General features: G+C 74.3%; 28 protein-coding genes. 13 read left to right on the top strand and 15 right to left on the bottom strand.

The features are described 5' to 3' along the window. The first annotated feature begins 99 nt into the window (after positions 1–99). From rpmB to rpmF, 4 genes are read left to right on the top strand one after another with little or no spacing between them, the layout of a single operon-like run. On the top strand, positions 100–336 hold the full coding sequence (gene rpmB, locus ACFYNO_RS31210; RefSeq protein WP_388020192.1) for a 50S ribosomal protein L28: 237 nt from the start codon (positions 100–102) through the stop codon (positions 334–336). Then, entirely contained in the window at positions 336–641 is a 306-nt protein-coding gene (gene rpsN / locus ACFYNO_RS31205; RefSeq protein ID WP_388020189.1) for a 30S ribosomal protein S14, read from the top strand. Before rpmB ends, rpsN begins: the two co-directional genes overlap by 1 nt. Positions 642–652: 11 nt before the next feature. Beyond that, on the top strand, positions 653–1,840 hold the full coding sequence (locus ACFYNO_RS31200) for a CobW family GTP-binding protein (protein WP_388020187.1): 1,188 nt from the start codon (positions 653–655) through the stop codon (positions 1,838–1,840). 55 nt (positions 1,841–1,895) lie between these two features. Beyond that, positions 1,896–2,060: a 50S ribosomal protein L32 gene (gene rpmF / locus ACFYNO_RS31195; RefSeq protein ID WP_388020184.1), complete on the top strand. Its 165-nt coding sequence runs from the start codon at positions 1,896–1,898 to the stop codon at positions 2,058–2,060. Between the two features lie 11 nt (positions 2,061–2,071). Here rpmF and ACFYNO_RS31190 read toward each other — a convergent pair whose 3' ends face one another. The 7 genes from ACFYNO_RS31190 to ACFYNO_RS31160 form a co-directional block, all read right to left on the bottom strand. After that, positions 2,072–3,070 carry a hypothetical protein gene (locus ACFYNO_RS31190; RefSeq protein ID WP_388020181.1) on the bottom strand — a complete coding sequence of 333 codons (999 nt, stop codon included), beginning with the start codon at positions 3,068–3,070 and terminating at the stop codon, positions 2,072–2,074. Positions 3,071–3,108: 38 nt separating this feature from the next. Next, positions 3,109–3,516: a winged helix-turn-helix transcriptional regulator gene (locus tag ACFYNO_RS31185; RefSeq protein ID WP_388020178.1), complete on the bottom strand. Its 408-nt coding sequence runs from the start codon at positions 3,514–3,516 to the stop codon at positions 3,109–3,111. 267 nt (positions 3,517–3,783) lie between these two features. Beyond that, positions 3,784–4,458 (bottom strand): methyltransferase domain-containing protein, encoded by a 675-nt coding sequence (locus ACFYNO_RS31180; protein WP_388020175.1) that lies wholly within the window; start codon positions 4,456–4,458, stop codon positions 3,784–3,786. Between the two features lies 1 nt (position 4,459). Beyond that, positions 4,460–5,575 (bottom strand): nitroreductase/quinone reductase family protein, encoded by a 1,116-nt coding sequence (locus tag ACFYNO_RS31175; protein ID WP_388020172.1) that lies wholly within the window; start codon positions 5,573–5,575, stop codon positions 4,460–4,462. After that, the gene (locus tag ACFYNO_RS31170; protein ID WP_388020169.1) at positions 5,572–6,474 is read right to left on the bottom strand and encodes an SDR family oxidoreductase; all 903 of its coding nucleotides are present in this window, start codon (positions 6,472–6,474) and stop codon (positions 5,572–5,574) included. The genes ACFYNO_RS31175 and ACFYNO_RS31170 overlap by 4 nt, the downstream gene beginning before the upstream one ends. Continuing rightward, positions 6,471–7,514, bottom strand: a complete 1,044-nt coding sequence (locus ACFYNO_RS31165) for a type III polyketide synthase (RefSeq protein WP_388020166.1) — start codon at positions 7,512–7,514, stop codon at positions 6,471–6,473. Before ACFYNO_RS31165 ends, ACFYNO_RS31170 begins: the two co-directional genes overlap by 4 nt. Before the next feature lie 60 nt (positions 7,515–7,574). Then, a complete protein-coding gene (locus ACFYNO_RS31160; protein WP_388020163.1) occupies positions 7,575–8,399 on the bottom strand; it encodes a prenyltransferase in 825 nt (274 codons plus the stop codon). Between the two features lie 308 nt (positions 8,400–8,707). Between ACFYNO_RS31160 and ACFYNO_RS31155 the strand changes: the two genes are divergently transcribed. Then, positions 8,708–9,946 (top strand): cytochrome P450, encoded by a 1,239-nt coding sequence (locus tag ACFYNO_RS31155; RefSeq protein ID WP_388020160.1) that lies wholly within the window; start codon positions 8,708–8,710, stop codon positions 9,944–9,946. Beyond that, positions 9,940–12,228, top strand: coding sequence for a methyltransferase domain-containing protein (locus ACFYNO_RS31150; protein ID WP_388020157.1), 2,289 nt, complete (start codon positions 9,940–9,942; stop codon positions 12,226–12,228). Before ACFYNO_RS31155 ends, ACFYNO_RS31150 begins: the two co-directional genes overlap by 7 nt. Positions 12,229–12,263: 35 nt before the next feature. Here the strand turns inward: ACFYNO_RS31150 and thpR are convergent, their stop codons facing one another. Then, positions 12,264–12,854, bottom strand: a complete 591-nt coding sequence (gene thpR / locus ACFYNO_RS31145; protein WP_388020154.1) for an RNA 2',3'-cyclic phosphodiesterase — start codon at positions 12,852–12,854, stop codon at positions 12,264–12,266. A gap of 161 nt (positions 12,855–13,015) precedes the next feature. On the opposite strand from thpR, the gene ACFYNO_RS31140 reads away from it, so the two are divergent. Beyond that, positions 13,016–13,948, top strand: a complete 933-nt coding sequence (locus ACFYNO_RS31140; protein ID WP_388020151.1) for an alkaline phosphatase family protein — start codon at positions 13,016–13,018, stop codon at positions 13,946–13,948. Between the two features lie 64 nt (positions 13,949–14,012). Here ACFYNO_RS31140 and ACFYNO_RS31135 read toward each other — a convergent pair whose 3' ends face one another. The 6 genes from ACFYNO_RS31135 to ACFYNO_RS31110 form a co-directional block, all read right to left on the bottom strand. Continuing rightward, positions 14,013–14,375: an STAS domain-containing protein gene (locus ACFYNO_RS31135; protein WP_388020148.1), complete on the bottom strand. Its 363-nt coding sequence runs from the start codon at positions 14,373–14,375 to the stop codon at positions 14,013–14,015. A 77-nt stretch (positions 14,376–14,452) separates the two neighbouring features. After that, complete coding sequence (locus tag ACFYNO_RS31130) at positions 14,453–14,680, bottom strand: DUF6458 family protein (RefSeq protein ID WP_388020145.1); 228 nt, start codon at positions 14,678–14,680, stop codon at positions 14,453–14,455. Positions 14,681–14,852: 172 nt separating this feature from the next. Continuing rightward, positions 14,853–15,023, bottom strand: a complete 171-nt coding sequence (locus ACFYNO_RS31125; RefSeq protein ID WP_388020142.1) for a hydrophobic protein — start codon at positions 15,021–15,023, stop codon at positions 14,853–14,855. 143 nt (positions 15,024–15,166) lie between these two features. Then, positions 15,167–15,808, bottom strand: a complete 642-nt coding sequence (locus ACFYNO_RS31120) for a PRC-barrel domain-containing protein (RefSeq protein WP_388020139.1) — start codon at positions 15,806–15,808, stop codon at positions 15,167–15,169. A 211-nt stretch (positions 15,809–16,019) separates the two neighbouring features. Beyond that, complete coding sequence (locus tag ACFYNO_RS31115) at positions 16,020–17,255, bottom strand: PP2C family protein-serine/threonine phosphatase (RefSeq protein ID WP_388020136.1); 1,236 nt, start codon at positions 17,253–17,255, stop codon at positions 16,020–16,022. Continuing rightward, complete coding sequence (locus ACFYNO_RS31110) at positions 17,252–18,892, bottom strand: ATP-binding protein (protein WP_388020133.1); 1,641 nt, start codon at positions 18,890–18,892, stop codon at positions 17,252–17,254. Before ACFYNO_RS31110 ends, ACFYNO_RS31115 begins: the two co-directional genes overlap by 4 nt. A 219-nt stretch (positions 18,893–19,111) precedes the next feature. Between ACFYNO_RS31110 and ACFYNO_RS31105 the strand changes: the two genes are divergently transcribed. Continuing rightward, entirely contained in the window at positions 19,112–19,513 is a 402-nt protein-coding gene (locus ACFYNO_RS31105) for a response regulator (protein ID WP_388020130.1), read from the top strand. 13 nt (positions 19,514–19,526) lie between these two features. On the opposite strand, the gene ACFYNO_RS31100 is transcribed toward ACFYNO_RS31105, so the two are convergent. Next, positions 19,527–19,889: a hypothetical protein gene (locus tag ACFYNO_RS31100; protein WP_388020127.1), complete on the bottom strand. Its 363-nt coding sequence runs from the start codon at positions 19,887–19,889 to the stop codon at positions 19,527–19,529. Between the two features lie 268 nt (positions 19,890–20,157). On the opposite strand from ACFYNO_RS31100, the gene ACFYNO_RS31095 reads away from it, so the two are divergent. From ACFYNO_RS31095 to ACFYNO_RS31075, 5 genes are all read left to right on the top strand, one after another. Then, positions 20,158–21,195, top strand: coding sequence for a YihY/virulence factor BrkB family protein (locus ACFYNO_RS31095; protein ID WP_388020124.1), 1,038 nt, complete (start codon positions 20,158–20,160; stop codon positions 21,193–21,195). A gap of 72 nt (positions 21,196–21,267) precedes the next feature. Beyond that, positions 21,268–22,869 carry a PP2C family protein-serine/threonine phosphatase gene (locus ACFYNO_RS31090; RefSeq protein ID WP_388020416.1) on the top strand — a complete coding sequence of 534 codons (1,602 nt, stop codon included), beginning with the start codon at positions 21,268–21,270 and terminating at the stop codon, positions 22,867–22,869. 110 nt (positions 22,870–22,979) lie between these two features. Beyond that, positions 22,980–23,906 (top strand): SigB/SigF/SigG family RNA polymerase sigma factor, encoded by a 927-nt coding sequence (locus ACFYNO_RS31085; protein WP_388020121.1) that lies wholly within the window; start codon positions 22,980–22,982, stop codon positions 23,904–23,906. Between the two features lie 114 nt (positions 23,907–24,020). After that, a complete protein-coding gene (locus tag ACFYNO_RS31080; RefSeq protein ID WP_388020118.1) occupies positions 24,021–24,491 on the top strand; it encodes an ATP-binding protein in 471 nt (156 codons plus the stop codon). Between the two features lie 81 nt (positions 24,492–24,572). Continuing rightward, a complete protein-coding gene (locus ACFYNO_RS31075) occupies positions 24,573–24,743 on the top strand; it encodes a hydrophobic protein (RefSeq protein WP_388020115.1) in 171 nt (56 codons plus the stop codon). The last annotated feature ends 45 nt before the right edge of the window (positions 24,744–24,788 follow it).

The raw sequence follows: 24,788 nt of genomic DNA, 5'->3' as shown, positions 1-24,788 counted from the left end.
CATCTGAGCTATCGTTGGGCCGTACCCGGGAGCCGGCCCGCCCTGCGCGGCGCCGTGCGGCCCGTCCTGCCCGCACGTCCAGCCACCGAAGGGGGACCCATGTCCGCCCACTGCCAACTGACCGGCCGCAAGCCGGGCTTCGGCAACGCCATCTCGCACTCGCACCGGCGCACCCGGCGCCGCTTCGACCCCAACGTCCAGCAGAAGCGCTACTGGGTGCCCAGCCTCGGCCGGCACGTCCGGCTCACGCTCAGCGCCAAGGCGGTCAAGACCGTCGACAGCATCGGCATCGAGGCCGCCGTGGCGCGGCTCCGGGCCCGCGGGGAGCGGATCTGATGGCCAAGCGCAGCAAGATCGCCAAGAACGAGCAGCGCCGCGCCGTGGTCGCCCGCTACGCCGAGCGCCGTGCGGAGCTCAAGCGGGTGATCGCCGCTCCGACCAGCGACGCCGGGGAACGCGCGGCCGCCGCTGCCGAGTTGGGCCGCCAGCCGCGCGACGCCAGCGCCACCCGGGTGCGCAACCGGGACGCCGTGGACGGCCGCCCGCGCGGCTACCAGCGCGCCTTCGGGCTCTCCCGGATCAACCTGCGCACCCTCGCGCACGCCGGACAGCTCCCGGGCGTCCGCAAGGCCAGCTGGTAGCCGGGGCCACGATGACCGACTACCCCAAACTGCCCGTCGTGCTGGTCGCCGGCCTGCACGAGGAGGAGCGCCGGCAGGCCGTCGACGAACTGCTGCACGGCTGCCTGGAGGCCGTGGTGCTCCACCACGACCTGCGCGAGGCCGCGCAGGGCACCGTGCACCGCCGGCTGCGCGACCAGCGGCACGGCTTCGCGGCGGCGCGGGTGCCGCTGACCAACGACTGCTCCTGCTGCGCGCTGCGCGAGGACCTGCTGCCGGAACTGCTGCGGATCGCCGACGAGGGCCAGTACGGCCTGGCCGTCGTCGAGTTGTGGGGCGGCAGCGATCCGCACCCGGCCGCCGAGCTGATCGCCGGCGGCGAGGCCGGCGACCGCGGCCTGGCCGGGGCCGTCGAACTCGCGGGCGTGGTCACGGCGGTGGACCCGCTGCGGCTGGTCGGCGAGCTGTCCGTGCCGGACGGGCTGGCCGAACACGGCCTGCACACCGCCGTCCGGGACACCCGCACCCGGGCCGAGGCGCTGGCCCACCAGATCGAGTACGCCACCGTGCTCGCCGTGCCGCGGGCCGGGCCGCTCGGCGACGCCCCCGAGCGCCGCTCCGGGCTCGCCATGCTGCACCAACTCCACTCCACCGCACGGGTGGTGCGGATCGGCACCGGTGCGCTGGTGCGGGCCGCGCTCGGCGGCTTCGACGTCCCGGCGGCCCGGGACCGGGTCAACCCGGCGCTCGCGCTGCTGCCCCAGGAGCGCGACGAGGCGGGCACCGCCACCCTGGTCTGGGAGCGCCGCCGCCCGCTGCACCCCGGCCGGTTCTACCAGGCGCTGGACCAGCTGGTCCCCGCCGCGCAGCGCAGCCGCGGCCGGTTCTGGCTGGCCAACCGCCCCGACCTGATGCTCGGTTGGGACGCGGCCGGGGCCAACCTGGTGGTCGAGGAGTGCGGCCCCTGGCTGGCCTCGCTCGGCGACTCCGCCTGGGACCGCTACCCGCCCGCCCGGCGGGCCGCCGCCGCCCTCGACTGGCACCCGCTGCACGGCGACCGGATCCAGCAACTCGCCTTCACCGCCGAAGGCCTGGACGCGGACGGCATCACCGGCCTGCTGGACTCCTGCCTGCTCACCGACGCCGAACTCGCCGCCGGCGAACCCGGCTGGAAGGCGCTGCCGGACGCCTTCGAGGACCTGCTGGACCCCGTCACCTGAACCCGTCGCCCGACCGTGTACCGCTGCCCGCCGAACCGAACAGAGGAGCCGCCCCATGGCCGTCCCCAAGCGCAGGACCTCCCGCAGCAACACCCGCCACCGCCGGGCCCGGTGGAAGGCCGCGGCGCCCCAGCTCGTCCCGCTCACCATCGACGGCCGCGAGCACCTGGTGCCGCGCAACCTGGTCAAGGCCTACCGGCGGGGCCTGCTCACGCCCTGACCGGCGCCGCCTCACCGCGCGGCGGCAGGCTCCAGGGCGCGCAGGGCGAAGACCGTGGTCAGGTGGGCGGAGCCGAAGTACACCGGGAGCCGGCCGGTGCGGAAGTAGCCGTGCGCCGGCCAGGCGCCGTCCGGCCGCTGCAGGCGGGTGAGGGCCGCCCGGTGGGTGCCGTGGGCCGGGAGGCCGCAGGCCCGGGCGCAGATGGTGAGCAGCGCCAGGTCCAGGGCGTTGGCCGGCGCGGGGTGGGCGGCGCAGGCACTGCGCAGTGGCGGGCCGAGGCGGGCCGCGCAGGCCGGGCACTGGCCGCAGAGCCGGGCGGCGGCGTGCAGGAAGGTGGCGGGGGAGGGGTAGTAGCGGGTGCCGCCGAGGTACCGCCCGGACCGGAGGTGGTCCTCGACCTGGCCGAGGGTGGCCTCGACGACGGGGCCGTGCCGCCGGTCCGCGAGGTGCAGGGCGCGCAGGACGTTGGCGCTGACCACCGCGTCGTGCTTGCGGCCGCGCGGCCGGGCCAGCGGCTCCGCGCCGTCCTCCCAGTAGACCATCACCGCGCCCGGCCGCAGGCCCGCCGCCACCGGTGCGCCGGCCGCCAGCAGGTGGCGGCCGGTCTCGGCCAGCCGGGAGCGCAGCAGCGACCGGTGCCGGTGCAACGCGGCCGTGGCGAGCGCCGTGCAGTCGGTGTCCGCGGCGAACTCCGGCACGCCGGGGAAGAACCGGTACCGGCCCTGCCAGCGGCAGGACTCGATGGTGCGGAGCAGGCCGGGCAGCAGCGGCCGGGCGCGGGGCGGCAGCGGATGGGGCAGGTTGTCGAGTGCGAGCATCGCCGTGAAGCCCTCGTCGCGCGGCAGGAAGTCGAGCTCGACGCCCAGTTCGGCCCGGGCGCGGCGGACCACCTCAGCGGGGGAGACCGGCGTGCGCAGGTCGATCTCGAAGGCGAGGGAGGCCGGCGGGAGGGTATCGGCGGCGGTGGCCAGGAAATTCCAGCCGCGTTCCCGGGCGAGTTCTTCGCCCACGGTCAGTGAAGGATTCGTGGATTTCCGACCGGCGTCCATCAATGCTCCGGGAGTTCCGCCGCCTGCCACCACCCCGCCAGTTCGTCGATGATCGGCAGCACGGAATGGCCGCGGGGCGTGAGTTGGTAGCGCACCCGGGGTGCGGAGCCGCCGACATTGTGGACGGTGCGGTCGACCAGCCGCATCCGGAGCAGGCGGTGCAGGGTGCGGTCCAGCGGTTTGTTCTCGGCCACGCCCGTGGAACGTGCCAGTTCGTTGTGGTGCTGCGGGCCCTCGGCGAGCTGCACCAGCACGGCGAAGACCCATTTGCCGGAGAGCAGCCGCACGGCCTCGTGCGCGTCCTGGAAGTGCCCCTCGGCCTGGCCCTGTTCCTCCGGGGAACAATCAGGAATCGGTAATTCCCTTTCGGCGGCGAAGGCCTGCTCAGGCCGGAGCGTTCGTGCCACGTTCATCCGATTCGGACCCAACACGGAGTCTCCCCCTCACGGTGGTCCACTTCGGGCCGGCCGGGAACGTGCGGGCCCGCAGCAGCTTCTCGTGCGAAAACCAGAACGTGCGACAAGATCGATAAATGATGATGACACGACAATCATGCCGGTGGTATTGCAATGGGTCAACGGCGCGGCCCGGGCGGCGGATTTACTGCGCCGTGATGCCACCCGGCCCTTCCCGGTCGAACTTTCCCCTTCGTGTACGGGACCGAGCCCCGTCGCTCAGCTCGTCCGCGCCCAGAAGAGCGCCACCGACCCGGCGACCGCGACCTGGTGGTCGGCGAAGACGGACCCGAGGGCCGCGTCCAGGTCGGCCAGCCGGTCCAGCCGGTTGGACATGATCCCGCGCCGGTTGGCGAGCGCCAGTTGCAGCCGCGCCGACCGGTTGTGCCGCACCCCCGAGCCGGGGATGGTCGCGCCGAACAGCGTGCCGCCCGGCCGCAGCACCCGCCGGGCGTGCTCGAAGACCACGGCCTTGCCGGGCAGCGACCCCGGCAGGCAGTGCAGCAGGTGGACCATGCCGACCGAGTCCACGGACCCGTCCGGCAGCCCCCACGGGCGCAGCACGTCGCCCCGGTGCAGCCGCGGCCGGTAGCGGCGCAGCCGGCGGGAGGCGGCCGCCAGCGAGTGCGGGTTGAGGTCCATCAGCGTCAGTTCCGGCGCCGGCCCGGGGAGGCGGCACTCGTCGAGCAGCACCCCGGAGGCGACGCCGACGTCCAGGTGGCGGCCCGAGACGTGCCGGTCGTAGAGCGCGACCAGGCGCGCCTTCGGACAGCGCCAGGTGAGCGGGGAGTTGATCCGGTAGACCACGGTGTCGTACACCCGCAGGAAGGACCGGGAGTACAGCGCCTGGCCCGCCTCGACGGCGCGCGGGGAGGGCTGCTCCGGGCCGGGCACCTCAGCCCCGCCCCGGTCGCGGCGAGAGCCGCACCAGCGGGATCTCCCGGGTCGTCCGGCGCTGGTACTCCGCGTAGCCCGCGAAGCCGCGCACCACCCGCTGCCAGGCCGCCTCCCGCTCCTCCGCCTTCAGCACCCGCGCCCGCACCGCCCGCACCCGGCCGCCGAGTCGCAGCTCCGCGTCCGGCTCGGCCAGCAGGTTGCGGAACCACCGCGGATCGCCCGTCGAACCCCGGTAGGAGGCCACCACGATGACGTCCGCCCCGTCCCGGAAGGTGAAGAGCGGCACCGAGTACGGCCGGCCGTCGCGCGGCCGCACCGTGGTCAGGATGCCGACCCGGTTGCCCAGCATCCGCCCGCCCAGCCGGCCGCCGGTGCGCTCGTAGAGGGCGGTGTGCACGGCGTTGTTGGCGAGCTGCGCCAGCCGTCCCCAGCGGGTCACGGTCCGGCCGGCCGGTTCCGCGGTCATGGCGGGCCCCTTCTCCTCGGCGGGGGTGCGGAGCCGCTCGGCCAGCAGCGCCGGGACCACCCAGCAGGCGTGCACCAGGGCCAGGCGTTCCAGGCTCGCCCCGCGGGCGCGCAGCAGCGACAGGGTGCCGCCGAGTGCGGAGGCGGCGCCGGTCACCGCCGCGTTGCCGGCCGGCACGTGGGCCAGCGTGTAGAGCACGGTGGTCGCCGCGGCGGCCCGGCCGGGGCCGAGGCGGCGGGTCAGCCGGTCCTGCACCAGGCCCCGCCAGAACAGCTCCTCGGCGGGCGCGACCACCAGCAGCAGGTGCGCGCACATCCGCACCGGGCCGGCCGTGCCCGCCAGCTTCCGCAGGCTCCGCGCGTCCGCCGCGACCCGGGGCAGGGCGCGCCGGGCCACCGTGTCGAGCAGCATGCCGCCCGCGACCATGCCCGTGCCGGTCCGAAGGGCCGTCAGCACGTCCTCCCGGCCCGCCGACCGGTGCCGGGCGGCGGGCTCCACCAGCGCCGCGGCCAGCCCCAACCCGCCGTGGGTCAGCGCCAGCGTGCGCCAGTGCGCCCGCTCGGGACCCCGGAACGCCACGGCCAGCCCGGCCGCGCAGGCCAGCACCCCGGCCGCCGCCACCCGGGAGCCCCGGTCCGCCCCGGTCACCGCCGCGCCCCGTCCCGCACCGGCGGCTCGACGGCCCGCGCCGGGGTGCGCCGCATCGACGGGAAGTGGCTGCGCACCCAGGCCGACCAGAGCCGCCCGGGCACCAGCCGGCTGACCGGCAGCAGCAGCTTGGCGTCCAGCCCCACCGGATAGCGCAGCCGCGGCCTGGGGTCGGTGAGCGCGCGCATCACCACCGAGGAGGCATACTCCACCGAGGCGCCGCGCGGCAGCCGCTTGGCCATCTCCCGGGCCAGCTCGGCCACCAGGTCGCCGTAGGCGCCGGAGGCGTACTCCTGCTGCTCCGGCACGTTCGCCGCCCACTTGGTGTTGACGGCGCCCGGCAGCACCAGGCTCACGTCGACGCCGAACCGCTGCACCTCCAGCCAGAGCCCCTCCATCGCGGCCTCCAGCGCGAACTTGCTGGCGTGGTAGGCGGCGCCCACCGGCAGCACGATCTTCCCGGCCAGCGAGCTGACGTTGACGATCCGGCCGTGCCCGCGGGCCCGCATCCCCGGCAGCACCAGCTGGGCGAGCGCCACCGGGCCGAAGACATTGGTCTGGAACTGCCGGTCCCAGCGGTCCAGCGGGACCTCCTCGAAGGGGCCCAACTCGCCGTAGCCGGCGTTGTTGACGAGCGCGTCGACACCGCCGAACCGCTCCTCCAGCTCCGCCACCACCTTGCGGCGGGACTCGTCGTCGGTCACGTCCAGCGCGCGCACCAGGCAGCCGGCGGCCTCCAAGTCGGCCAGCGTCTCCGGCCGGCGGGCCGTCGCCACGGTGGTGAAGCCCGCGCGCACGGCCCGCAGCGCGACCGCCCGCCCGATGCCGGAGGAGCAGCCGGTGATCAGCACCACCGGTGACGCACCCGCCCGGCGTGCCGAGCCTCGCGTGTCGTTCACAGGACCACCCCCAGGGAGAAGTCGGCGCTGACCCCGGGGCCGAAGCCGGCGATGATGCCGCGCGCGCCCGGTCGGGCCGCCCCGTCGTCCCAGAACCGCGCCAACGAGTCGAAGATCAGGACGCTCGCGGTGTTGCCGTGTTCGGAGAGTGCGGCCCGGCTGAACCGGTGCAGCGCCGGGTCGATGTCCAGGTACCGGGTCAGGTCCGCCAGGATCCGCGGACCGCCCGCGTGGGCCAGCACGAAGTCCAGCTGCCCGGTGGTCGTGCCCGCCTCCGCCACCAGCTTGCCGATCGACGGGGTGACCGCGCGCATGGTGTGCCGGACCCGGCTGTCCAGCCGGAAGTGGAAGCCGGTCTCCCGGACGTCGTAGGAGATCCAGTCCGCGGTGCCCGAGATGGTCTCGGAGGCCGACCGCTCGATCCGCAGACCGGAGCGGGCGGTGCCGCGCATCACCGCGGCGGCGAAGCCGTCGCCGAACAGCCCGGCCGAGAGCAGCGCGCCCACGTCGCTGTCGGTCGGCTGGTAGCAGAGCGAGCAGAGCTCGAAGGCGACGATCAGCACGTTGCGGTCCGGATGCGCCCGGCAGTAGCGGGCGGCGGCGCTGATCGCCCCGCTGCCCGCCGCGCAGCCGAGTTGGGCCAGCGGGATCTGGTCGACGCCGGTGGGCAGCCCCAGCTCGTTGACCATCCAGACGATCGGCGAGGGCATGCTGAAGCCGGTGCAGGAGACGAAGACCACCGCGTGGATCTGGTCGCGGGAGACCTCGGCCCGCTCCAGTGCCCCGGCGACCACGCCCGGCAGGTGGGTGCGGACCGCCTGCCAGTAGAGGCCGGTGCGGGCGGCCACCCCCGGGTGGGCGAGGGTCGCCTCCAGCGGTTGCAGGATGCGGCGGGTGCGCACCCCGGTGTTCTCGATCAGGCTCAGCACGGTGTCCAGGCGCGGATGCCGCGGATGCAGCCGCCGGGCCGCCGCGAGCGTGTCCTCGAGGGTGACCTCGTGCTCGGGGAAGTGCACCTCTGGAGGGCACAGGACAGACATTCGGTGACCACCTCGACCACGGTCGGAGTTGAGTGACGGTTCGTCGGAGCTGACAGACCGTCAGATCCAGACGGCGAGCGAGAGCAGGGCGAAGACCGCCGTCAGCAGCCGCGGCAGGTGGCCCCAGGACGGCATCGTGCCGCCCAGCCGGGACCGGGCCACCCCGACCACCAGCCAGAGCGCGTACGGCAGCAGCACCAGCGGTACGGCGAACCGCCAGGAGTGGACCGAATAGGCGGTCACGGCGAGGCAGGGGAACGGTCCGAGCACGAATACCGCGTAGCAGACCTTGGAGGCCAGCGGCGAGAGCGCGTGGGCGAGCGTGCGCTTGCCGGCCCGGATGTCCTCGGTGGCATCGCGCAGGTCGTTGTGGAACATCGTCGCGGCGAACAGGAATCCCGCGGTGGCCGCCGCCGTCACGCCCGCCAACGGCATCCGGTGCACATTCACCCAGATCACCGCGGCCACCACGTAGAAACCGCCGGCCACGAAGTCCAGCGCCTCACCGAGCCCGCGGTGGCCGAGCGGGACCGGCCCGCCGGAATACACCAGCACGGCGAAGGAGAGCGGGAACGCGACCAGTGACCACGGACTCGTGGTGTACAGCAGCCAGCCCATCGTGCCGGCCCCCGCCGCGAAGCAGACCAGGCCGACCGCCCGCACCCGCCGCATCGACAGGCCCAGCGCCAGCGCGCTGCCCCGCCGGGCGTTCTCCGGCACGTCCACGCCGCGCTTGAAGTCGTCGTAGTCGTTGAGCAGGCGCCGGGCGATCGACTCGGGCACGAACAGCGCCAGGGTGAGCAGCGCCCGGCCGGTGGAGAGGGTGCCGAGATGGCGGGCCACCGAGAGTGCGAACAGCGCCTGGAGCAGGATCACCACGGTCATCCGCAGCCCCATCGCCGAAATCCACGCCCGCACCCAGGGGACGGGGGCGGCGGCGGGCGGGGGCGCTGGCCTTTCCAACCGGGTCTGCGACATTCTCGCCTCTTCCCCCTCGCGGATGGCCCCGGGAAAGCGGGGTCGATTTCCGGATACCCGGAAGATTGAAGTCCGGCGGAACCCCTCCGTCCAGAGACAGTGATGTCCGGTGGGGACATCGGTGACCCTGCGAACCAGCGCACCGGCCTGTTAGTGTCCGCCGTCATCGCCCCGGTGAAAGCGGGGAGTTGACTTCCGGACGATGGGGGTGGGGCATGACCGCCGAGAGCCGCGACCCAGGCCTGGCCGAGCAGGACGGACCCGGGCCGGAACGGCCCTATCCGTTCACGCCGACCCGGTCGCTCGACCTGCACGCGCTCTACCAGCAGGTGCGCAAGAACGAACCGCTCTGCCCGGTGCGGATGCCCTACGGCGATCCGGGCCTGCTGGTCACCCGCTACGAGGACGTCAAGGCGGTGTTCGCCGACCCGCGCTTCCGCCGGGCCGTGCCGGCCGGCGTCGACCAGCCCCGGGTCACCCCCGACCTGGTGCCGCTGGGCCTGATGGACATGGACCCGCCCGAGCACACCCGGATCCGCCGCCTGATCGCGGCCTCGTTCACCGCCCAGCGCGCCGAGTCGATGCGCCCGGCGACCGAACGGCTGGCCGCCGGACTGGTCGCGGCGATGGTCGAAGCCGGGCCGACGGCCGACCTGGTCCGCGACTTCGCCGTCCCGTTCCCGATCGGCGTGATCTGCGAGCTGCTGGGGGTGCCGTTCGAGGACCGCCACCGGTTCCACCACTGGATCACCGAGGTCAACCGGCTGGTCGGCGGCGACGGCGGTCAGGCCAGGATGGCGAGCATGGGTGAACTCCTGATGTACATGGGAGAGTTGGTCAAGAAGCGGCGGGCCGAGCCGGCCGCGGACCTGATCAGCGAGCTGGTCGCGGCCCGGGACCGGGAGGACCGGCTGACCGAGGAGGAACTGGTCTTCCTCTGCATGCTGCTGCTGATCGCCGGCTACGAGACCACCGCCAACGAGATCGCCGACTTCGCGTACGTGCTCTTCACCCACCCCGAGCAGCTGGCGCTGCTCAAGTCCCGGCCGGAGCTCCTGCCCGACGCCGTCGAGGAGTTGCTCCGCTTCACCCCGCTGACCGTCTCCGCCGCCTACCCGCGCTACGCCGCCGCCGAGGTCGAACTCAGCGGCGGCACCGTGCCGGTGGGCTGCCCGGTGCTCACCTCGACCAACGCCGCCAACCGCGACCCCGAGGTCTTCGACGGCCCCGACCTGCTCGACCTCACCCGGGCCAACGGGCGCCAGCACCTCTCCTTCGGACACGGCGCGCACCACTGCACCGGCGCCTCGCTGGCGCGGATGGAGCTTCAGGTGGCGCTCGGGGCACTGCTGGCGGGGATGCCGGGGCTGCGGCTCGCCTGCGATCCGGAGGACGTGGAGTGGAAGACCGGCGTGCTCTTCCGGGGCCCCGAGACCCTGCCGATCGCATGGTGACCGGGGAGTTCGCGGCCTCGCGTGCGGCGCTGGCCGACCGGCTGGAGAAGGAGACGGGGGCCGACCTCCACGGGGAGACCGTCGAGCTGCTGGTGCGCCGGCTGCTCGACGCCGTCGACCCGGTGCGGGAGGCGGAGCGGGCGGAGTGGATCGCCGCGCGGCAGAACGGGGACGGCGGGTTCCCGCGGGAAGCCGACGGTCCGTCGGATCTCTGCGCGACGGTGTTCGCGTACCTGGCGCTGCGGGTGGCCGGGGGCGACGCGGAGGGCAGGGGGCTGCGGCGCGCGGCGTGGTTCGTGGTGGCGCGCGGCGGAGTCGAGGCGCTCGCGCCGGAGCCCGCGCAGGTGCTGCTGGCGGTGGCGGGGGTGATCGGCTGGGATGCGGCCGGCGGTGCTTCAGGAGCGCTGGGCACCGCGGCCGGTGGTGCTCCGGGTGCGCTGGCTGCTGCGGCCGGTGTCTTGGGCGTTCTCCGGCCGGTGCGTGAACTCGGCTTCGAGGTGGAGGAGTTGCGGGTCGGCGGCGGTGGCCGCATGGGCGGCGCGGTGCGGCGTGCCGCGCAGGGCATCCGCGCCCGGGCCGGGCGGCGTCCGGAGGCGGCCCGGGTGCTCCTCGACGGGCAGGAGAGCGGCGGGAGTTGGGGCGGCGACCGGGCGCACACCGCGGTCTGCGCGCTGGCCCTCTGGGCGCTGGGCCACGGGGTCCGGCACCCCGCCATGCGCGCCGCCCTCGACGCCCTGGCCTCGCCGGAGGCCGTCGTGCTCCCGGCCGGCGCGGTGGATGCCGCCCTGGTGCTGCGCTGCCTGGCCGCGGCGCAGGAGCGGGCCGGCGCGGACCCGGCGGTGGACCGCGCGCTCGACCGGCTGCTGCCCCGCACGGCCCTCGCCCCCATGGCCGTCTCCGACGTGGCGGGCACCGCCGCGGTGCTGAGCGCCCTGCACGCCGTCCAGGCCCCGCACACCCGCGAGACGGACGCCGTGGCCGCGGCGGGCGTCCACTGGCTGCTCGAACGGCAGGCCGCGAACGGCGGGTGGTCGCGCCACGGTCTGCACGGCTCCGGCGCCGTCGATCCCACCGCGCCGGGCGTCACCGCCCAGGCCGTCGAGGCGCTGTGCGGCGAGGGCTACGGCTGGCATCCGGCCGTGCGGCGAGCCGTCCGGCTGCTGCTGGCGGAGCAGGCCGTCGAGGGCTGCTGGAACGACCGCCGCGACGGCCCGCTGCGTGCCACCACCGAGGTCCTGCTCGGCCTCGAAGCGGCGGGCGTGCGTGCCGGGCACCTCGCCGCGGAAGGCGCGATGGAGTGGATCTACCGGCAGCAGAACCCGGACGGCGGGTGGAGCGACGGGCCGGCGGGCACGCCGAGTTCGGCGGTGCAGACGGCGCGATGCGTCATCGCCGCCTACACCACCGGCGTTCTCGACGCGCCGCGGCTCGAGGCGGCGGCCGCCTTCCTGCTCCGCCCGGACGCCGACCGGCCGCCGTCCGGCAGCGTGCGCGCCGAGGCGTACGCGCTCCGGGCGCTCGCCCTGCACGCGCGCCGGACGCCTGCCCCGAGCGCCGAGCCGGTGCAGGCCGAGCCCGCGGCGGCGGAGCCCGCCGAGTACGACTCCTGGTCGACGTACTGGTGGCAGCGCCGCGGCCCGCTCGCCATCCTGCACTGGTGCGCCAGCGTCCGCGCCGAGCACATCCCGCCGGCCAGCCGGCCCGGCGCCCTGCTGATCGACGTCGCCTGCGGCGGCGGCCTGCTGCACCCGCACATCGCGGACAAGGGCTACCGCCACCTCGGCATCGACGTCTCCGCCAAGAGCGCCGAGGTGGCCCGCCGGCACGGCGTCGACGAGGTGCTGCTCCACGACATCCACGACATCCCGCTGCCCGACGGCTGCGCGGACGTGGTGGTGGCCGGCTACTGCCTGGAGCACGTGGAGCGCCCGTTCGACGTGGTCGCCGAGTGCTGCCGCCTGCTCAGGCCCGGCGGCACCCTGGTGATGGACACCATCGCGGACACCCTGCTGGCCCGGTTCGCGGTCATCACGGCGGGCGAGGGGCTGCCGGTCAGCTGGGCCGCGCCCAAGGGCTCGCACGACCACCGCGACTTCATCGCCCCCGCCCGGCTCGCCGAGGAGTGCGCGGCCAACGGCGTCCCGGTGGAGGTGTTCGGCGTGGTGCCGGTCACCCGGGACATCCTCTCCTGGTCCCTCGGGCGCGCCTACACCGTGCGGATGCGCAGCGGGAAGTCCACGAAGATCCTCTACGGCGTGGCGGGCGTGAAGCCGCTGCGGTAGCCGGTGGGGCCGCCGGGCCGAGCAGGCCCGGCGGCTCAGCCCCGCCGAGCCGCCCGCAGCGGCCAGGCGTCGATGTCCCGGTAGCGGATCGGCCCGGGACCGCGGCCGAAGTCGCTGCCCACCAGGTGCAGCTTCTCGGTCCACCACATCCGGCCCACGAACCCGTCGAGGTCGGCGGCGCCGCCCGGCACGCCGAGGGGGTCGTCGCGCCGGGCCCGGGCCAGCGTCAGGTGCGGATTGAGCGGGCGCTCCCGGAACTCGATCCCGCAGGACCGCACCAGCTCCCGGACGTCGCCGGCGAGCCGGTGCAGCCCGTCCAGGTCCCCGGCGATGCCGCTCCACAGCGTCCGGTCGTCGAAGTGCCCGCCGCCCCGCAGCCCGAGCCGCAGCGCGGGCTGCCCCGGTGCCGCGCCGGCCAGCACGGACTGCAGCAACGGCACTGCCGTGGAGGGCAGTTCACCGAGGAAGGCCAGGGTGATGTGCCAGTCCTCGACCCGGTTCCAGCGCAGCCGCGGATACCGGTCGTAGGTCGGCCGCAGGGCCCGGACCAGTTCCTCCTTGGCGTCGTCGGGCGGGGCCAGCGCCACGAAGACGCGCCGGGTCGAGGGTTCGGGATCATCGGTCACCAGGGATTTCTAACATCCGGCGAACGCCGCACCGCAACTCGGTGGAGCTCCGGAGGCCAGAAGCGGCGAATCCGCCGGAACCGCGCGGAGGCGTCCTGGCGCCCTGATAGGTTCACGACCGCCGAAGGGAGACCGTACCCGCACCGACGAAGGACCGACCCGTGCCACGACGCCTGACCCCGCGCGCCCTCGGCGTGCTGCTCGCCACCTCGCTCTCCGTCGGCCTCGTCCTGGCCGGGGTGGGCGCCGGCGTCGGCGTCGGTGCCGTTGCGGACGCCCGACCCGCCGCCACCGCCGTCTCCGCGCTGCCCCAGCCGCGGCACCTGGTGATCGTGATGATGGAGAACGAGGACAACAGCTCGATCATCGGCAACACCGCCGCGGCGCCGTACCTCAACTCCCTGGTGCGGCACGGCGCCTCGTTCAGCGACGCGCACGGCGAACGGCACCCGAGCCTGCCGAACTACTACGCGCTGCTGTCCGGTTCGACCCAGGGCCTGACCGACAGCACGCCGCCGCCGGTCGGTTCGATAGCCTCCGACAACCTGCCCGCCGAACTCGCCCGGCACGGCCTGAGCTTCGCCGACTACTCCGACGAGGCCACCCCCGCCGCCTGGCTCCGCTTCGCCGACCTCCCGGGCACCGCCACCGCCCCCAACCCGGTCGACCGCTGGCTGCACTGCCCGTCCCCGCACCCCCGCCGCGCCTGCGGCTTCCCGGCCGACCCCGCCGGCTACGCACACCTGCCGACCGTCACCTTCGTGCACGGCAACCCGCAGGAGTCGATGCACGACGGCGACATCCTGGCCGGCGACACCTGGCTCGAGCACACCGTGGGCGGCTACGCGAAGTGGGCCAGGACCCACAACAGCGACCTGATCGTCACCTGGGACGAGGACGACTTCACCCCGGCCAACCACCTGCCCACCGTCTTCTACGGCGCGCACGTGCTGCCCGGCAGCTACCCCGAGACGATCGACCACTACAGCATGCTGCGCACCGTCGAGGACATGTACGGCCTCCCGGCGATCAACGCTTCGGCGACCGCCGCACCGATCACCGACGCCTGGACGGCCACGGCCTTCACCAGGTGAAGGCCGTGGCCGTCCAGGCGGTCCCGGGGCAAGCCGGCCCGAGCCGGGTTGCCCGCCGCCGTCCTCAGCTCTCCCGAGCGCCGCTGCGGATGGTGAACACCTGCTCCGCGCCGGTGAGTTCGAGCAGTCGGCGGACATGCGGGGTCGGGTTGGCCAGGACCAGGGCGACGCCCCTCGCCTCGGCCTCCAGACGGGTCTGCAGGAAGGCGTTGAGGCCGCTCGAGTCGCAGAACCGCAACTCGGCCAAGTCCAGTACCAGGCAGGAGGATTCGACGTCCAGCGCGCCCGCCAGGTGGGTCCGTAGCAGTTCGCGCTGGTCCTGGTCGACCTCGCCCGCCAGGGCCACCACGGTCGCGCCGGACCCGCGCCGGGTCGCGATCCGAAGCGGCGGCTCCGGCGCGAGCGGGTAGGTGTCGTGCGTTGACATCGGTGATCGATCCCATCGACTGGGGAAGCTGGACCTCGATCATGCCTGCGGAGCTCTCGGCGCGCCAGCAGCGCCGGTCAGGGCCCGTCGTAGTAGCGCCGTTCCTCGACCACCTCGTCCGCCCCGATCCGGCCGCCGAGCCGGCGCCGGCGCAGGATGCTGGAGTAGGTGATCAGGCCGAGCAGCCCCGCGGCCATCAGGATCCACCCGACCAGGTGCATGTTGATGCCGGAGAGGTGCCAGTTGGTCGCGAAAGCCAGAATCGCGCCCAGGGCGAACAGTCCGATGCAGCCACCGATACCCATGTTCCCTCGCTCCTCACGTCGTTCGGTCTGGCTTGTCGCCTGCCCCGTAAAGCGGATCGGATGCCCGTCCGTTCAAGTCCGGGCGGCATTTCGTCGCCAGGAAGCACGGGAGAGGCGCACGCGACGCGTGCGCCTCTCCCGGACCCTCGGACGGGCTGTCGAACTGTTGGGACTACCACCGGTACCAGCGGCCGCGGCCGCCGGAGGAGGTGGTGCTGCGGACCAGGAAGCCCACCAGCCAGATCACCAGGACGACCACGGCGACCCACCAGAGCAGCTTCAGCGCGAAGCCGAGCCCGAAAAGGAGAAGAGCGAGCAGCAGGACCAGAACAAGGGGAACCATGGTGACCTCCGGAATCGTTTTTCGGAAAGGCTTCTGCCCCGTATCGGAAAGAGCATTCCCGGAATTTCCGCAGCGGCTGCGGGTAATTCGGGAGCGGCACGGCCGGACCGGAAAGGGGCGGTGTCCGGCCGGGGCGGGCGCGATCAGCCGAACGAGGCCTCGGGCAGGTCGGCCAGCTCGGCCTTGGTCAGGTGCACGTTGACCCGGCCGCCGATCCAGTCGGTCACGCGCAGCGGGATCGCCACGGTCTTGCGGCCCCAGAGGTGCCCCTCCTGCAGCAGGATGTGGCTGACGCTGTGGTCGTCCGGGTCGACCACCAGGCCCTGGACCTTGCCCACCGACCCGTCGGTGGCCTCGACCCGGTCGCCGTGCCGGATCTGCACCTCGCCGGCCGGGACGCGCTCGTGCACCTCCACCTCCGGCTCCCCGGTGGGCAGCAGCATGTTCGGGGTCAGCCCGACCCCGCCGGCTCCCAGGCCGTAGTAGGGCAGCAGCAGCGCCTCGTCCCGGGCGTAGCCCTCCGGATCCGTCTCGGGGCGCAGGTAGGAGGTCTCCTCGGCGGGAGCCTGCCGCTCCAGCTCCGCGCGGTCGCAGCGCAGCAGGATGCCGCCGGCCTGCGCCTCCGGCGCGTCCACGACCAGCTCGACCGGCACCAGCCGGTCGGCGACCACCAGGTGGGTGACCCGGCCTGCCACGGGATCGATGACGACCCGGTCGAGCGGTCCGCCCTCGCCGTCCGCGCACTGGACGAAGTCGCCGATGCGATAGGGCACGGATGTGTTCATGCAATCCTCCGCGAGGTCGATCTGCTTGATGTGCTGTTCCGTCTGCCCCGGATCCCGGAATGCACGCGGGGCCCGGAAGCTCTTTTCCGGGGGTTTTTCCGACCGGTACGGCATTCCCGGACCGGTCGGAAAACCCCCCTGGAATGCCGGACGCCCGTTGCTCCGGAGAAATCCGGGACAACGGGCGATCGGAGGAACGGGTGGGGCGCGGTCAGCCGCGCCGCTGCGGGCCCGGCACGGTGCGCAGGCCGGGCGGCCCCCAGGCCAGGTGGAGGATGGCGAGGTCGTCGGCATGCCGGCCGGCGTTCAGCCGCTGCGCCGTGCCGATCAGCTCGTCGAGCATGGCGGCGGCCCCGCTCCGCCGGACCCGGGCCAGCAGCCCCAGCAGGCCCTCGGTGCCCAACCGCCCGCCGTCCGCGCCGCCGTGGCCCTCGATCAGGCCGTCCGTGTAGAGCAGCAGTGCGCCGCTGGGCGGGAGGGCGACCGGACTGGCCTGCCAGAGCCGCATGCCGGGCGCGATGCCGAGGGCCAGCCCGTGGGCCGCCTGCACGGGCGCGGCCGGCCACCCGGCGGCCTCGCCCAGCAGTGGCTCGTGGTGGCCGGCCAGGTAGACGGTGGCCTGCGGGGCCGACAGGTCGAGTTCGACCAGGGTGCAGGTGGCGAACTTCTCCGGGCGGGTCCGCTCGGCGACGAGCACCTGCTCCAGCAGGTCCAGGAGTTCGACGCCGCGGTGCCCCGCGAGCACCAGCGCCCGCCAGGCGATCCGCAGGCAGACGCCGAGCGCCGCCTCGTCCGGGCCGTGGCCGCTGACGTCGCCGATCACGGCGTGCACGGTGCCGTCCGGGGTCTCCACCACGTCCAGGAAGTCCCCGCCGAGCTGGGTCCGCTCGCGCCCGGGCAGGTAGCGGGTGGTGGCCCGGACGCGGTCCGAGGTGAGCAGCGCGGTGGGCAGCAGCCCCCGTTCCAGGCGGGCGTTCTCCTGCTCCCGGATCCGGTTCTCCCGCAACTCGGCGCCGGCCTGCTCGGCCTGCTTGCGGTGCACCGCGTAGCGCAGCACCCGCTGCAGCAGGTCGCCCTCCACCTGCCCCTTGACCAGGTAGTCCTGGGCGCCCATCGACACCGCCTCGACGCCGGCCCGGGAGTCGCTGACCCCGGTGAGCACGATCAGCGCGGCGTCGGGGCAGGCCCGGCGCACCGCGCGGAGCACGCCCAGGCCCGAGGCGTCGGGCAGGTGGAGGTCGACCACGATGCAGTCGGCCGGCGCCCGGCGCAGGTCGGCCAGCGCGCCGGCCAGCGACTGCTGCCAGCGCAGGCTCGGGCGGAGCGCCGTGTCCCGCAGCAGTTCCTCGAAGAGCATCGCGTCGCCGGGGTCGTCCTCGAGGAGCAGGATGGTGTGCGGGCCGTCCAGCAGGGGGTCGGCCCGGCGCACCGGCACGGTGGTGGTCATACCAGTTCCTCCGCGGCGAACTCGCCCTCGGCGTCCGCCGGTCCGGCAGGCGACCGCTCCTCGGGCACGGGCAGGGTGAAGGTGATCCGGGCACCGGGGGAGTGGTCCTGGTCGACGTCGATGGCGCCGCCGTGGAACTCCACGATCTTCTTGCAGATGGCCAGCCCGATGCCGTTGCCCTGGTAGGCGTCCCGGGTGTGGAGCCGCTGGAAGATGACGAACACCTTGTCGGCGTACTCGGGATCGATGCCGATGCCGTTGTCGCGCACGGCGAACCGCCACTGCTCCCCGTCGGGCTCCGCCTCCAGGTGGATCCGCGGGGGCCGCTCGGGGCTGCGGAACTTCACGGCGTTGCTGATCAGGTTCTGGAGCAGCGCGCCCAGCTGGGTCGGGTCGCCGGTGACCGTGGGCAGCGGATCGTGGGTGACCTCGGCCCCGCTCTCCTCCAGCCGGAGGCTGAGCGTGCGCAGGGTCTGCTCGAGCAGGGCGTCGAGCGCGACCGGCTCGACGTCGGAGTGCAGGCGGCCGACCCGGGAGAAGGCGAGCAGGTCGTTGATCAGGGTCTGCATCCGGTTCGCACCGTCGACGGCGAACTCGATGTACTGGTTGGCGCGTTCGTCCAACTGCTCGGCGTAGCGGCGCTGCAGCAGCTGGCAGAAGCTGGCCACCTTGCGCAGCGGCTCCTGGAGGTCGTGCGAGGCCACGTAGGCGAACTGCTCCAACTCGGTGTTGGAGCGCCGCAGGTCGGCCGCCTGCTCGTCCAGGGTGCGGCGGGCGCCGACGCTGAACGCCAGTTCGTCCGCCAGGCGGCGCCGCATCGCCTCCACGGTGTGCGCGAGCTGGCGCAGGTCGGCGGGGCCGGTGGGGGTGATGGGGTGCTCGAAGGAGCCCCCGGCCACCAGCGCCGCGTCGTGGGCCAGCTGCCCCACCGGGCGGGTGACGCCGCGGCGCAGCCCTTCGAAGACCAGGGCCGCGAGGGCCGCCAGCACGCAGGCGATGAGCGCGACCACCAGGTCCCGCAGCCGCTTGGCGGCGGCCAGGTCCGCGCGGGCCGCCGCCTCCTCGCTCTGCAGGTGGCGCTGCTGGACGGAGATGGCCGCGCGCAGCGAGTCGAAGAGCGACTTGCCCTGGTCGGCCAGTGCGCCGGCCGCCGGGGCGGGCGTGCCGGCGGGGGTGGCCGCGAGCGGCTGGGCGATGGCCCGCTGCCAGGCCTCGGCGCGCTGCAGCACGGTGTCGAGGTCGGCGAGCGCCGGGCCGTCCCCGGCCAGCGCGCTCCGCAGGTCGCCGGTCGCCTGCCGCTGCTCGGCGAGGCCGTCCTGGTACGGCGTCAGGAAGTCGGTCCGGCCGGTGAGCCCGTAGCCGCGGATGCCGGTCTCCTGGTCGAGCAGGCCGGTCTCCAGGTGCACGGCCGCCACCAGGGCGGGGGAGGTGCGGTTCACCAGCCGGTCGGTCGCGTCGTCGGCCCGCAGGAAGACCCAGGCGCCGAGGCTGCCGAGCCCGATCAGCAGCGCCGAGGAGGCGGCGACGCCGGTCAGCAGCCAGCGCCGGGTGGTCCACCGGCTCGTGCCCGCGGCCCGTCGGCCGGAGCCGTCGGAGCTGCCGCCCTCGCTGTCCGCGAACGGGATCTCCTGCGGCATCCGGCACTTCCTTTCGTCGCGCGGGAACCACGCGTTCCGTTGGAGCAGGGGTACTGTACAACCTCGTCGACAACCAGAGTTGTCGACCGTGGAACATGCCGGTATAGGCTGGCGTGAACCGAGCCACAGTTCGGCCGCGCCCGATCAGCGGTTCGCGGTGCCGCTCCCCGATCATCGGAGTTCCTGATGCCCCATCCCGGCTCGAGCAAGCCATACTCGGTGCTCCTGGTCGAAGACGACCACGCGGACGCGATCCTGATCGAGGAGGCGCTCTTCGACCGCGGCGACGCGCGGACGATCACCAGGGCCGAGGACGGGGTCGCCGCCCTGGAGCACCTGCGGGCCACGCTGCCGCTGCCCGACCTGATCATCCTCGACCTCAACATGCCGCGGATGAACGGCCGCGAGCTGCTGGCGGTGCTGAAGGGGGACCCGGAGCTGCGGGTGATCCCGGTGGTGGTGCTCACCACCTCGGGCTCGCCGGACGACATCTCCGGGGCCTACAGCGACCACGCCAACGCCTATGTGACCAAGCCGGTCAACCTCGACGACTTCACCCGCGCGGTGCAGAGCATCGACTCGTTCTACCTGGAGACGGCCGCGGTGCTCCCGCAGCTCTGACCGTCCGGCGGAACTAGCCGGGCGGCAGGACGGAGCCCCCGGCCCGGGCCGCCGGGCCGACCAGGCCCGGCCAGCGCTTGCGCGCGCCCTGGCGGCTCATGTCGAAGGCCTGGCCGATCTGGGGGTAGCCCGCCCCCGCCGCCGCCGCCTCGCCGGCGGCGCGGTCGGCCAGCCGCTCCACCGCGTGCTGCAGGTGCAGCAGCGCGTGCAGCCGGGTCAGCGCATCGGCCCGGGCGGGCGCCTCCCAGGCCGGCACCGGGCCGTCGGCGTCGGCCCGGACGGGTCCGGCCGGCGGCGGGAACGCCCGTGCGGCCAGCCGCGCCGCCAGGTCCGCCACGGCCGCCTCGGCGAGCGCGGCGATCTGCTGCTCACTCATCAGTGCGAGGAAAGGGGCGGGTGCCATGGCGGCAGTCTACGGCGAATGGCCCCTCGTGCGACAACGAGGGTTGTCGGGTGTGTCGGCGAGCGCATGAGCAGCGGAGCCGGGGGCAGGAGCATGCCGTCGCCGACCGAAAGGCTGCCATGCTCCCCCTGCTGCTCCTCCTCCTGATGTCCGCCTTGCTGCTCGGCGCCGCCGGAGCCGCGCCGAGGCGGGTGTGGCGTGCCACACACCGGGTCGGCCGCACCGAGACCCGGGCCCTCCGTTGACCGGTGACCCGGGGCCCGCGGGCCTGCTCGGCCGGCTCGACGCCTACCAGCAGCGGCACCGCCGGCTGGGCCTGCCGGTCGCGGTGGCCTACAAGTTCTCCGACGACCAGGGCGGCTACCTGGCCGCGCTCATCACCTACTACGGGTTCCTCTCGCTCTTCCCGATGCTGCTGCTCCTGGTCACCGTGCTGGGGTTCGCGCTGCACGGCGACCCCCAGCTGCAGCAGCAGGTGCTGCACTCGGCGCTCAGCCAGTTCCCGGTGATCGGCGACCAGATCGGCCACAACATCCACTCCTTCCAGGGCAGCGGCCCCGCTCTGGCGGTCGGCATCGCGGGCAGCCTCTACGGCGCGCTCGGCGTGGCGCAGGCGATCCAGAACGCCTTCGACACGGTGTGGGCCGTGCCGCGGCACCGGCGCCGCAACGCGGCCGCCGCCCGGCTGCGCGGCCTGCCGCTGCTGGGCCTGCTCGGTGCCGCGGTCGGCAGCTCCGGCGCGCTCGCCGCGGTCACCGCCGCGCCCCAGGCGGGGCCCGGCTGGTTCGGCCTGGGCCTGCGGATCGGCGCCGTCCCGGTCTCCGTGGCGATCGACACGGGCCTGCTGCTGCTCGGCCTCAAACTGCTGACCGACCGGCACCTGAGGGCGCGGCAGCTGTGGCCGGAGGCGCTGGGCGCCGCACTGGTCTGGCAGGCGCTGCTGGCGCTCGGCACCTACTACATCGGCCACGCGCTGCGCGGGGCGACCGCGACCTACGGGCTGTTCGGGATCGTGCTGGGCCTGATGGCCTGGATCTACCTGGCCGCCCTGACCCTGGTCCTCTGCGCGGAGAGCGCGGCCGTGCGGGTCCGGCGGCTCTGGCCGCGCGGTCTGACCGCCCCGTTCTCCGACGCCGCCCCGCTGACCGAGGCGGACCGGCTGGCCTACACCTCCTACGCCACCGCGGCGGCCGGCACGGCGCGGGCGGAGGTCGCCGTCGCCTTCCCCCCGGCCCAGGCCGCCTCCCCGCCGCCCGAGCGGAGCGAACCGATGCGATGATCCGATGAACGGGCTCGTCGGCAGCGCGCGGCCTGGGGCGGCGGTGCGGGGATGTGACATGCTCGTCGCGTGATGGACCAGGAGCGGGCAGCGGTCCCGCAGCAGGAGGCCGAGGGCGACCCGAGAACCGGGGGGCCGCTGGCGGACGGAGTGGTCGAGGACGTGCTGGCCGCCGCCCTCGGGTCGATGGTCCACCTCGAGCCGGTCCTCGGGCCGGCCGGCGAGGTGGTCGACTTCCGGTTCGCGGCGGCCTCGCCCGACGCGATCGACATCGCCGGGCGCCGGGGCGCGGACCTGCTCGGGCGCACCGTGCTGGTGACCTACCCGGGCGTGGCCGGCTCGGACCTGTGGCACGGCTACCTCAGGGCCTTCCGCAGTGGCGTGCCCTACGACGGCGAGCTGGCGTACGAGGAGGTCGCGGCCGGCATCCCGCGGCTCTCCCGGTTCCGCATCCGGGCGGTGCCCTCCCGAGGGGGCCTCGTCGTCTCCTGGACCCGGCTGGACAACGGCGAGCGCGACCAGGCGAGGCAGGCGCTGATGCGGCGGCTGGGGCGCACGGGCTGGGTGGACCAGGACCTGGTCCGCGGCGGAGTCACCTGGTCCGCGGAGGTCTACTCGATCGTCGGCCGGAGCCCGTCCCTCGGACCGCTCACCCTGGAGCAGCTCGCCGCCCACGCCGAACCGGACGGCGAGGACGACGGCGAGGAGGACGGCCCGAGCCTGCTGGACTCGATCCGGCGGCTGACCGGGGCCGGCGATCCGATCGACCGCACCATCCGGGTCGCCCTCCCCGGGAGTGCGGTGCGGCACCTGCGGCTCGTCGCCGAAGCGCAGCTGGACGCGCACGGCGACCCGGTCGAGGTGCACGGGTTCTTCCAGGACCTCACCACCGCCAAGCACACCGAGCGGCTGCTGCTGGAGCACCGGCAGGCGGCGATCGAGCAGCGCAGCCTGCTGGCAGCCGAGCGCGACCTGGCGGCCCGGCTGCAGGACACCCTCCTTCCGGTGCCCCACCAGGTGCTGCACCTGGGGGGCCTCACCGTGGACGTCGCCTACCGGCCCGTGCAGGCCGGGCTCCGGCTCGGCGGCGACTGGTACAGCGCACTCGAACTGCCGGACGGGAGCGTGCTGCTGGTCGTCGGCGACGTGGCCGGGCACGGACTGGACGCGGTGGCCGCGATGGCCCTGCTGCGCTTCACGGCCAAGGGCATGGCGATCACCGGCACGCCGCTGCCCGCCGTCCTGGCCCGGCTCAACACCCTGCTGCTGCACACCGCCGAGCGGCCCGGCGGCACGGCCACCATGATCATGGGCTGCTACCGGCCCGAGGACTCCCGGCTGACCTGGGTGCAGGCGGGCCACCTCCCCCCGCTGCTCATCCGGGAGGGCGCGGCGCGGTTCCTCGCGCCGCCCGCGGGAGTCCTGCTCGGCGCGACCGCCGACCCCCGGTACGAGGAGGCCACCCTCGAGCTGCTGCCCGGCGACGAGCTGCTGCTCTACACCGACGGCCTGATCGAGAACCGGGGCGAGTCGCTGGACGAGTCCATGGAGCGGCTGGCCCGCACCGCACCGGAGCACACCGGCTCCCCGCGGTTCCTGGACGGGCTGGTGCCGGCCCTGGTGGTGTCGGACTCCCGCAGCGACGACATCTGCGCCGTGCACATCAGCCGCTGACCGCCGCTGCGAGTATTCACAGAATCTCCATGACATTGCCCGGCATGCTTCTCGCGAGAACGGGCAACCGGGCACGGGCAGTGCCGAGGCGAGGGAAGACGAGGACATCCATGGGTGCGACAGGAAACCGGCTCACCGGTCACGCGACCCGTCCGGTACCGCCACCGGGCGCGGAAGCCGCCGCCCACCGCGCGCTCCTGCCCGAGCTCGCGGCCGTCGGGGACCCGCGCGAGGTGGCCCCGGCCGACGCGCGGGAGCTGACCCGCACCCTCTTCGTCCGGCTCGCCTCCCTCGAGGAGGGCACCCGGGACTACTCCTACGTGCGGGCCACGCTGATCGAGCTCAACATGTCCCTGGTGCGCTACGTGGCGCGCCGCTTCAACACCCTGCCGGAGAGCCAGGACGACGTGCTCCAGGTCGGCGCGATCGGGCTGATCAAGGCGATCGACCGGTTCGACCCGGACCGCGGGGCGGAGTTCAGCACCTTCGCCATCCCCACCGTGGCCGGCGAGATCCGCCGCCACTTCCGCGACAACACCTGGGCGGTCCACGTGCCCCGGCGGTTGCAGGAGCTGCGCCTCGCCCTGGTCAAGGCGCGGGACGAGCTCTCCCACCGCCTGGACCGCGCACCCACGGTCCCCGAACTGGCCGAGCACCTGGACCTGCCCGAGGCGGAGGTGATCGAGGGCCTCACCGCCGCCAACGCCCGCACCGCCGGCTCCCTCGACCTGTCGGTCGAGCCCGGCCGGTCGGACGCCCCCTCGCTGGCCGACCTGCTGCTCGGGGCCGTCCAGGACCGCACGGAGCAGGTCACGGACCTGGTCGCCCTCAAGCCGCTGATCTCGGCGCTGCCGCCGCGCTCGCGGCTGATCCTGTCGATGCGGTTCACCGAGGACCTGACGCAGGCCCAGATCGGGGCCCGGCTCGGCCTCTCCCAGATGTACGTGTCACGCCTGCTCAGCACCACGCTCAGGACCCTGCGGGAAGGACTCGAAGGGGACGGCGGCCCGCCCGCCCGGGCCGTCCGGCGGGCCTGACGGCCGTCCGTGAACCGATCGGGCTCCGGCCCGCGCGGCACGTGGCATGATCCGGCTGTCGGCGGGAAGCCGAGCCGGTATGAGGACAGCCAAGCGGACGGGGGCTAACGGAACATGAAGGCCAACGGGGCGACCCTGGACGACAACCAAGCGGAAGCGGACACCGTGGGAGTGAGCGGCGGACAGCTCAGGCGCCTGATGCTGGCGGGGGTGCCGAAACCGGTCTCCCGGGCCAAGGCCTTCACGGCACAGGCGCTCGCCGACTGGTCCGAGCCCGGGTACGCCGGGGAAGCGGCCCAGGATGTCCTCCTGCTGGTGGCCGAACTGGTCGCGAACGCCGTGATGCACGCCGGCGGCCCGCTGGAACTGGCGCTCCGGGCCAGCGAGGGCACCCTGCGGGTCGAGGTCAGCGACAGCTCTCCCGTGCTGCCCGCCGCCCGTGAACCGCACCTGCCCGGGGTGCCGGGCGGCCACGGGCTCTTCATAGTGCAGCGCACCGCCCGGCGGTGGGGCGCCGAACCGCACGGCCGCGGCAAGACCGTCTGGGCCGAGACCGCCGTCCCCGGAGCGGCCGCGCACGGCTGACCGGCCGCAGCGGCGGCACACCGGCATGCTCCCGCCGCTCGGGGGCAGACGCGGGGGCGACACCGACTCCTGGAGGTCTCCGTGCTCGCCGTGATCCTGGCCCTGCTCCTGGTGCTGGTCCTGTTCGGCGCCGGCTTCGCGCTCAAGGCCCTGTGGTGGGTCGCCGTGGTCGTCTTCGTCTTCTGGCTGCTCGGTTTCGTCATCCGCGGCGCGCACCCGTCCGGCGGCCGCAGGCGCTGGTACCGCTGGTGACCGGTCCGACCCGCGCCTGCCAGCCGGATCGACGCGGCACCGCCG

This window comes from Kitasatospora sp. NPDC006697, from assembly GCF_042869935.1.
Classification (GTDB): Bacteria; Actinomycetota; Actinomycetes; order Streptomycetales; family Streptomycetaceae; genus Kitasatospora.
This window is presented reverse-complemented; position numbering and strand designations above follow the sequence as displayed.

Coding starts and splice junctions, on each gene's coding strand:
- ACFYNO_RS31115 (WP_388020136.1), bottom strand. CDS start 17,255: ATGACCACCACCGTGCCGGTGCGCCGGGCCGACCCCCTGCTGGACGGC.
- ACFYNO_RS31155 (WP_388020160.1), top strand. CDS start 8,708: ATGACCGCCGAGAGCCGCGACCCAGGCCTGGCCGAGCAGGACGGACCC.
- ACFYNO_RS31165 (WP_388020166.1), bottom strand. CDS start 7,514: ATGTCTGTCCTGTGCCCTCCAGAGGTGCACTTCCCCGAGCACGAGGTC.
- ACFYNO_RS31090 (WP_388020416.1), top strand. CDS start 21,268: ATGGACCAGGAGCGGGCAGCGGTCCCGCAGCAGGAGGCCGAGGGCGAC.
- ACFYNO_RS31135 (WP_388020148.1), bottom strand. CDS start 14,375: ATGTCAACGCACGACACCTACCCGCTCGCGCCGGAGCCGCCGCTTCGG.
- ACFYNO_RS31110 (WP_388020133.1), bottom strand. CDS start 18,892: ATGCCGCAGGAGATCCCGTTCGCGGACAGCGAGGGCGGCAGCTCCGAC.
- ACFYNO_RS31150 (WP_388020157.1), top strand. CDS start 9,940: ATGGTGACCGGGGAGTTCGCGGCCTCGCGTGCGGCGCTGGCCGACCGG.
- ACFYNO_RS31120 (WP_388020139.1), bottom strand. CDS start 15,808: ATGAACACATCCGTGCCCTATCGCATCGGCGACTTCGTCCAGTGCGCG.
- ACFYNO_RS31100 (WP_388020127.1), bottom strand. CDS start 19,889: ATGAGTGAGCAGCAGATCGCCGCGCTCGCCGAGGCGGCCGTGGCGGAC.
- ACFYNO_RS31130 (WP_388020145.1), bottom strand. CDS start 14,680: ATGGGTATCGGTGGCTGCATCGGACTGTTCGCCCTGGGCGCGATTCTG.
- rpsN (WP_388020189.1), top strand. CDS start 336: ATGGCCAAGCGCAGCAAGATCGCCAAGAACGAGCAGCGCCGCGCCGTG.
- ACFYNO_RS31160 (WP_388020163.1), bottom strand. CDS start 8,399: ATGACCGTGGTGATCCTGCTCCAGGCGCTGTTCGCACTCTCGGTGGCC.
- rpmF (WP_388020184.1), top strand. CDS start 1,896: ATGGCCGTCCCCAAGCGCAGGACCTCCCGCAGCAACACCCGCCACCGC.
- ACFYNO_RS31125 (WP_388020142.1), bottom strand. CDS start 15,023: ATGGTTCCCCTTGTTCTGGTCCTGCTGCTCGCTCTTCTCCTTTTCGGG.
- ACFYNO_RS31200 (WP_388020187.1), top strand. CDS start 653: ATGACCGACTACCCCAAACTGCCCGTCGTGCTGGTCGCCGGCCTGCAC.
- rpmB (WP_388020192.1), top strand. CDS start 100: ATGTCCGCCCACTGCCAACTGACCGGCCGCAAGCCGGGCTTCGGCAAC.
- ACFYNO_RS31080 (WP_388020118.1), top strand. CDS start 24,021: ATGAAGGCCAACGGGGCGACCCTGGACGACAACCAAGCGGAAGCGGAC.
- ACFYNO_RS31085 (WP_388020121.1), top strand. CDS start 22,980: ATGGGTGCGACAGGAAACCGGCTCACCGGTCACGCGACCCGTCCGGTA.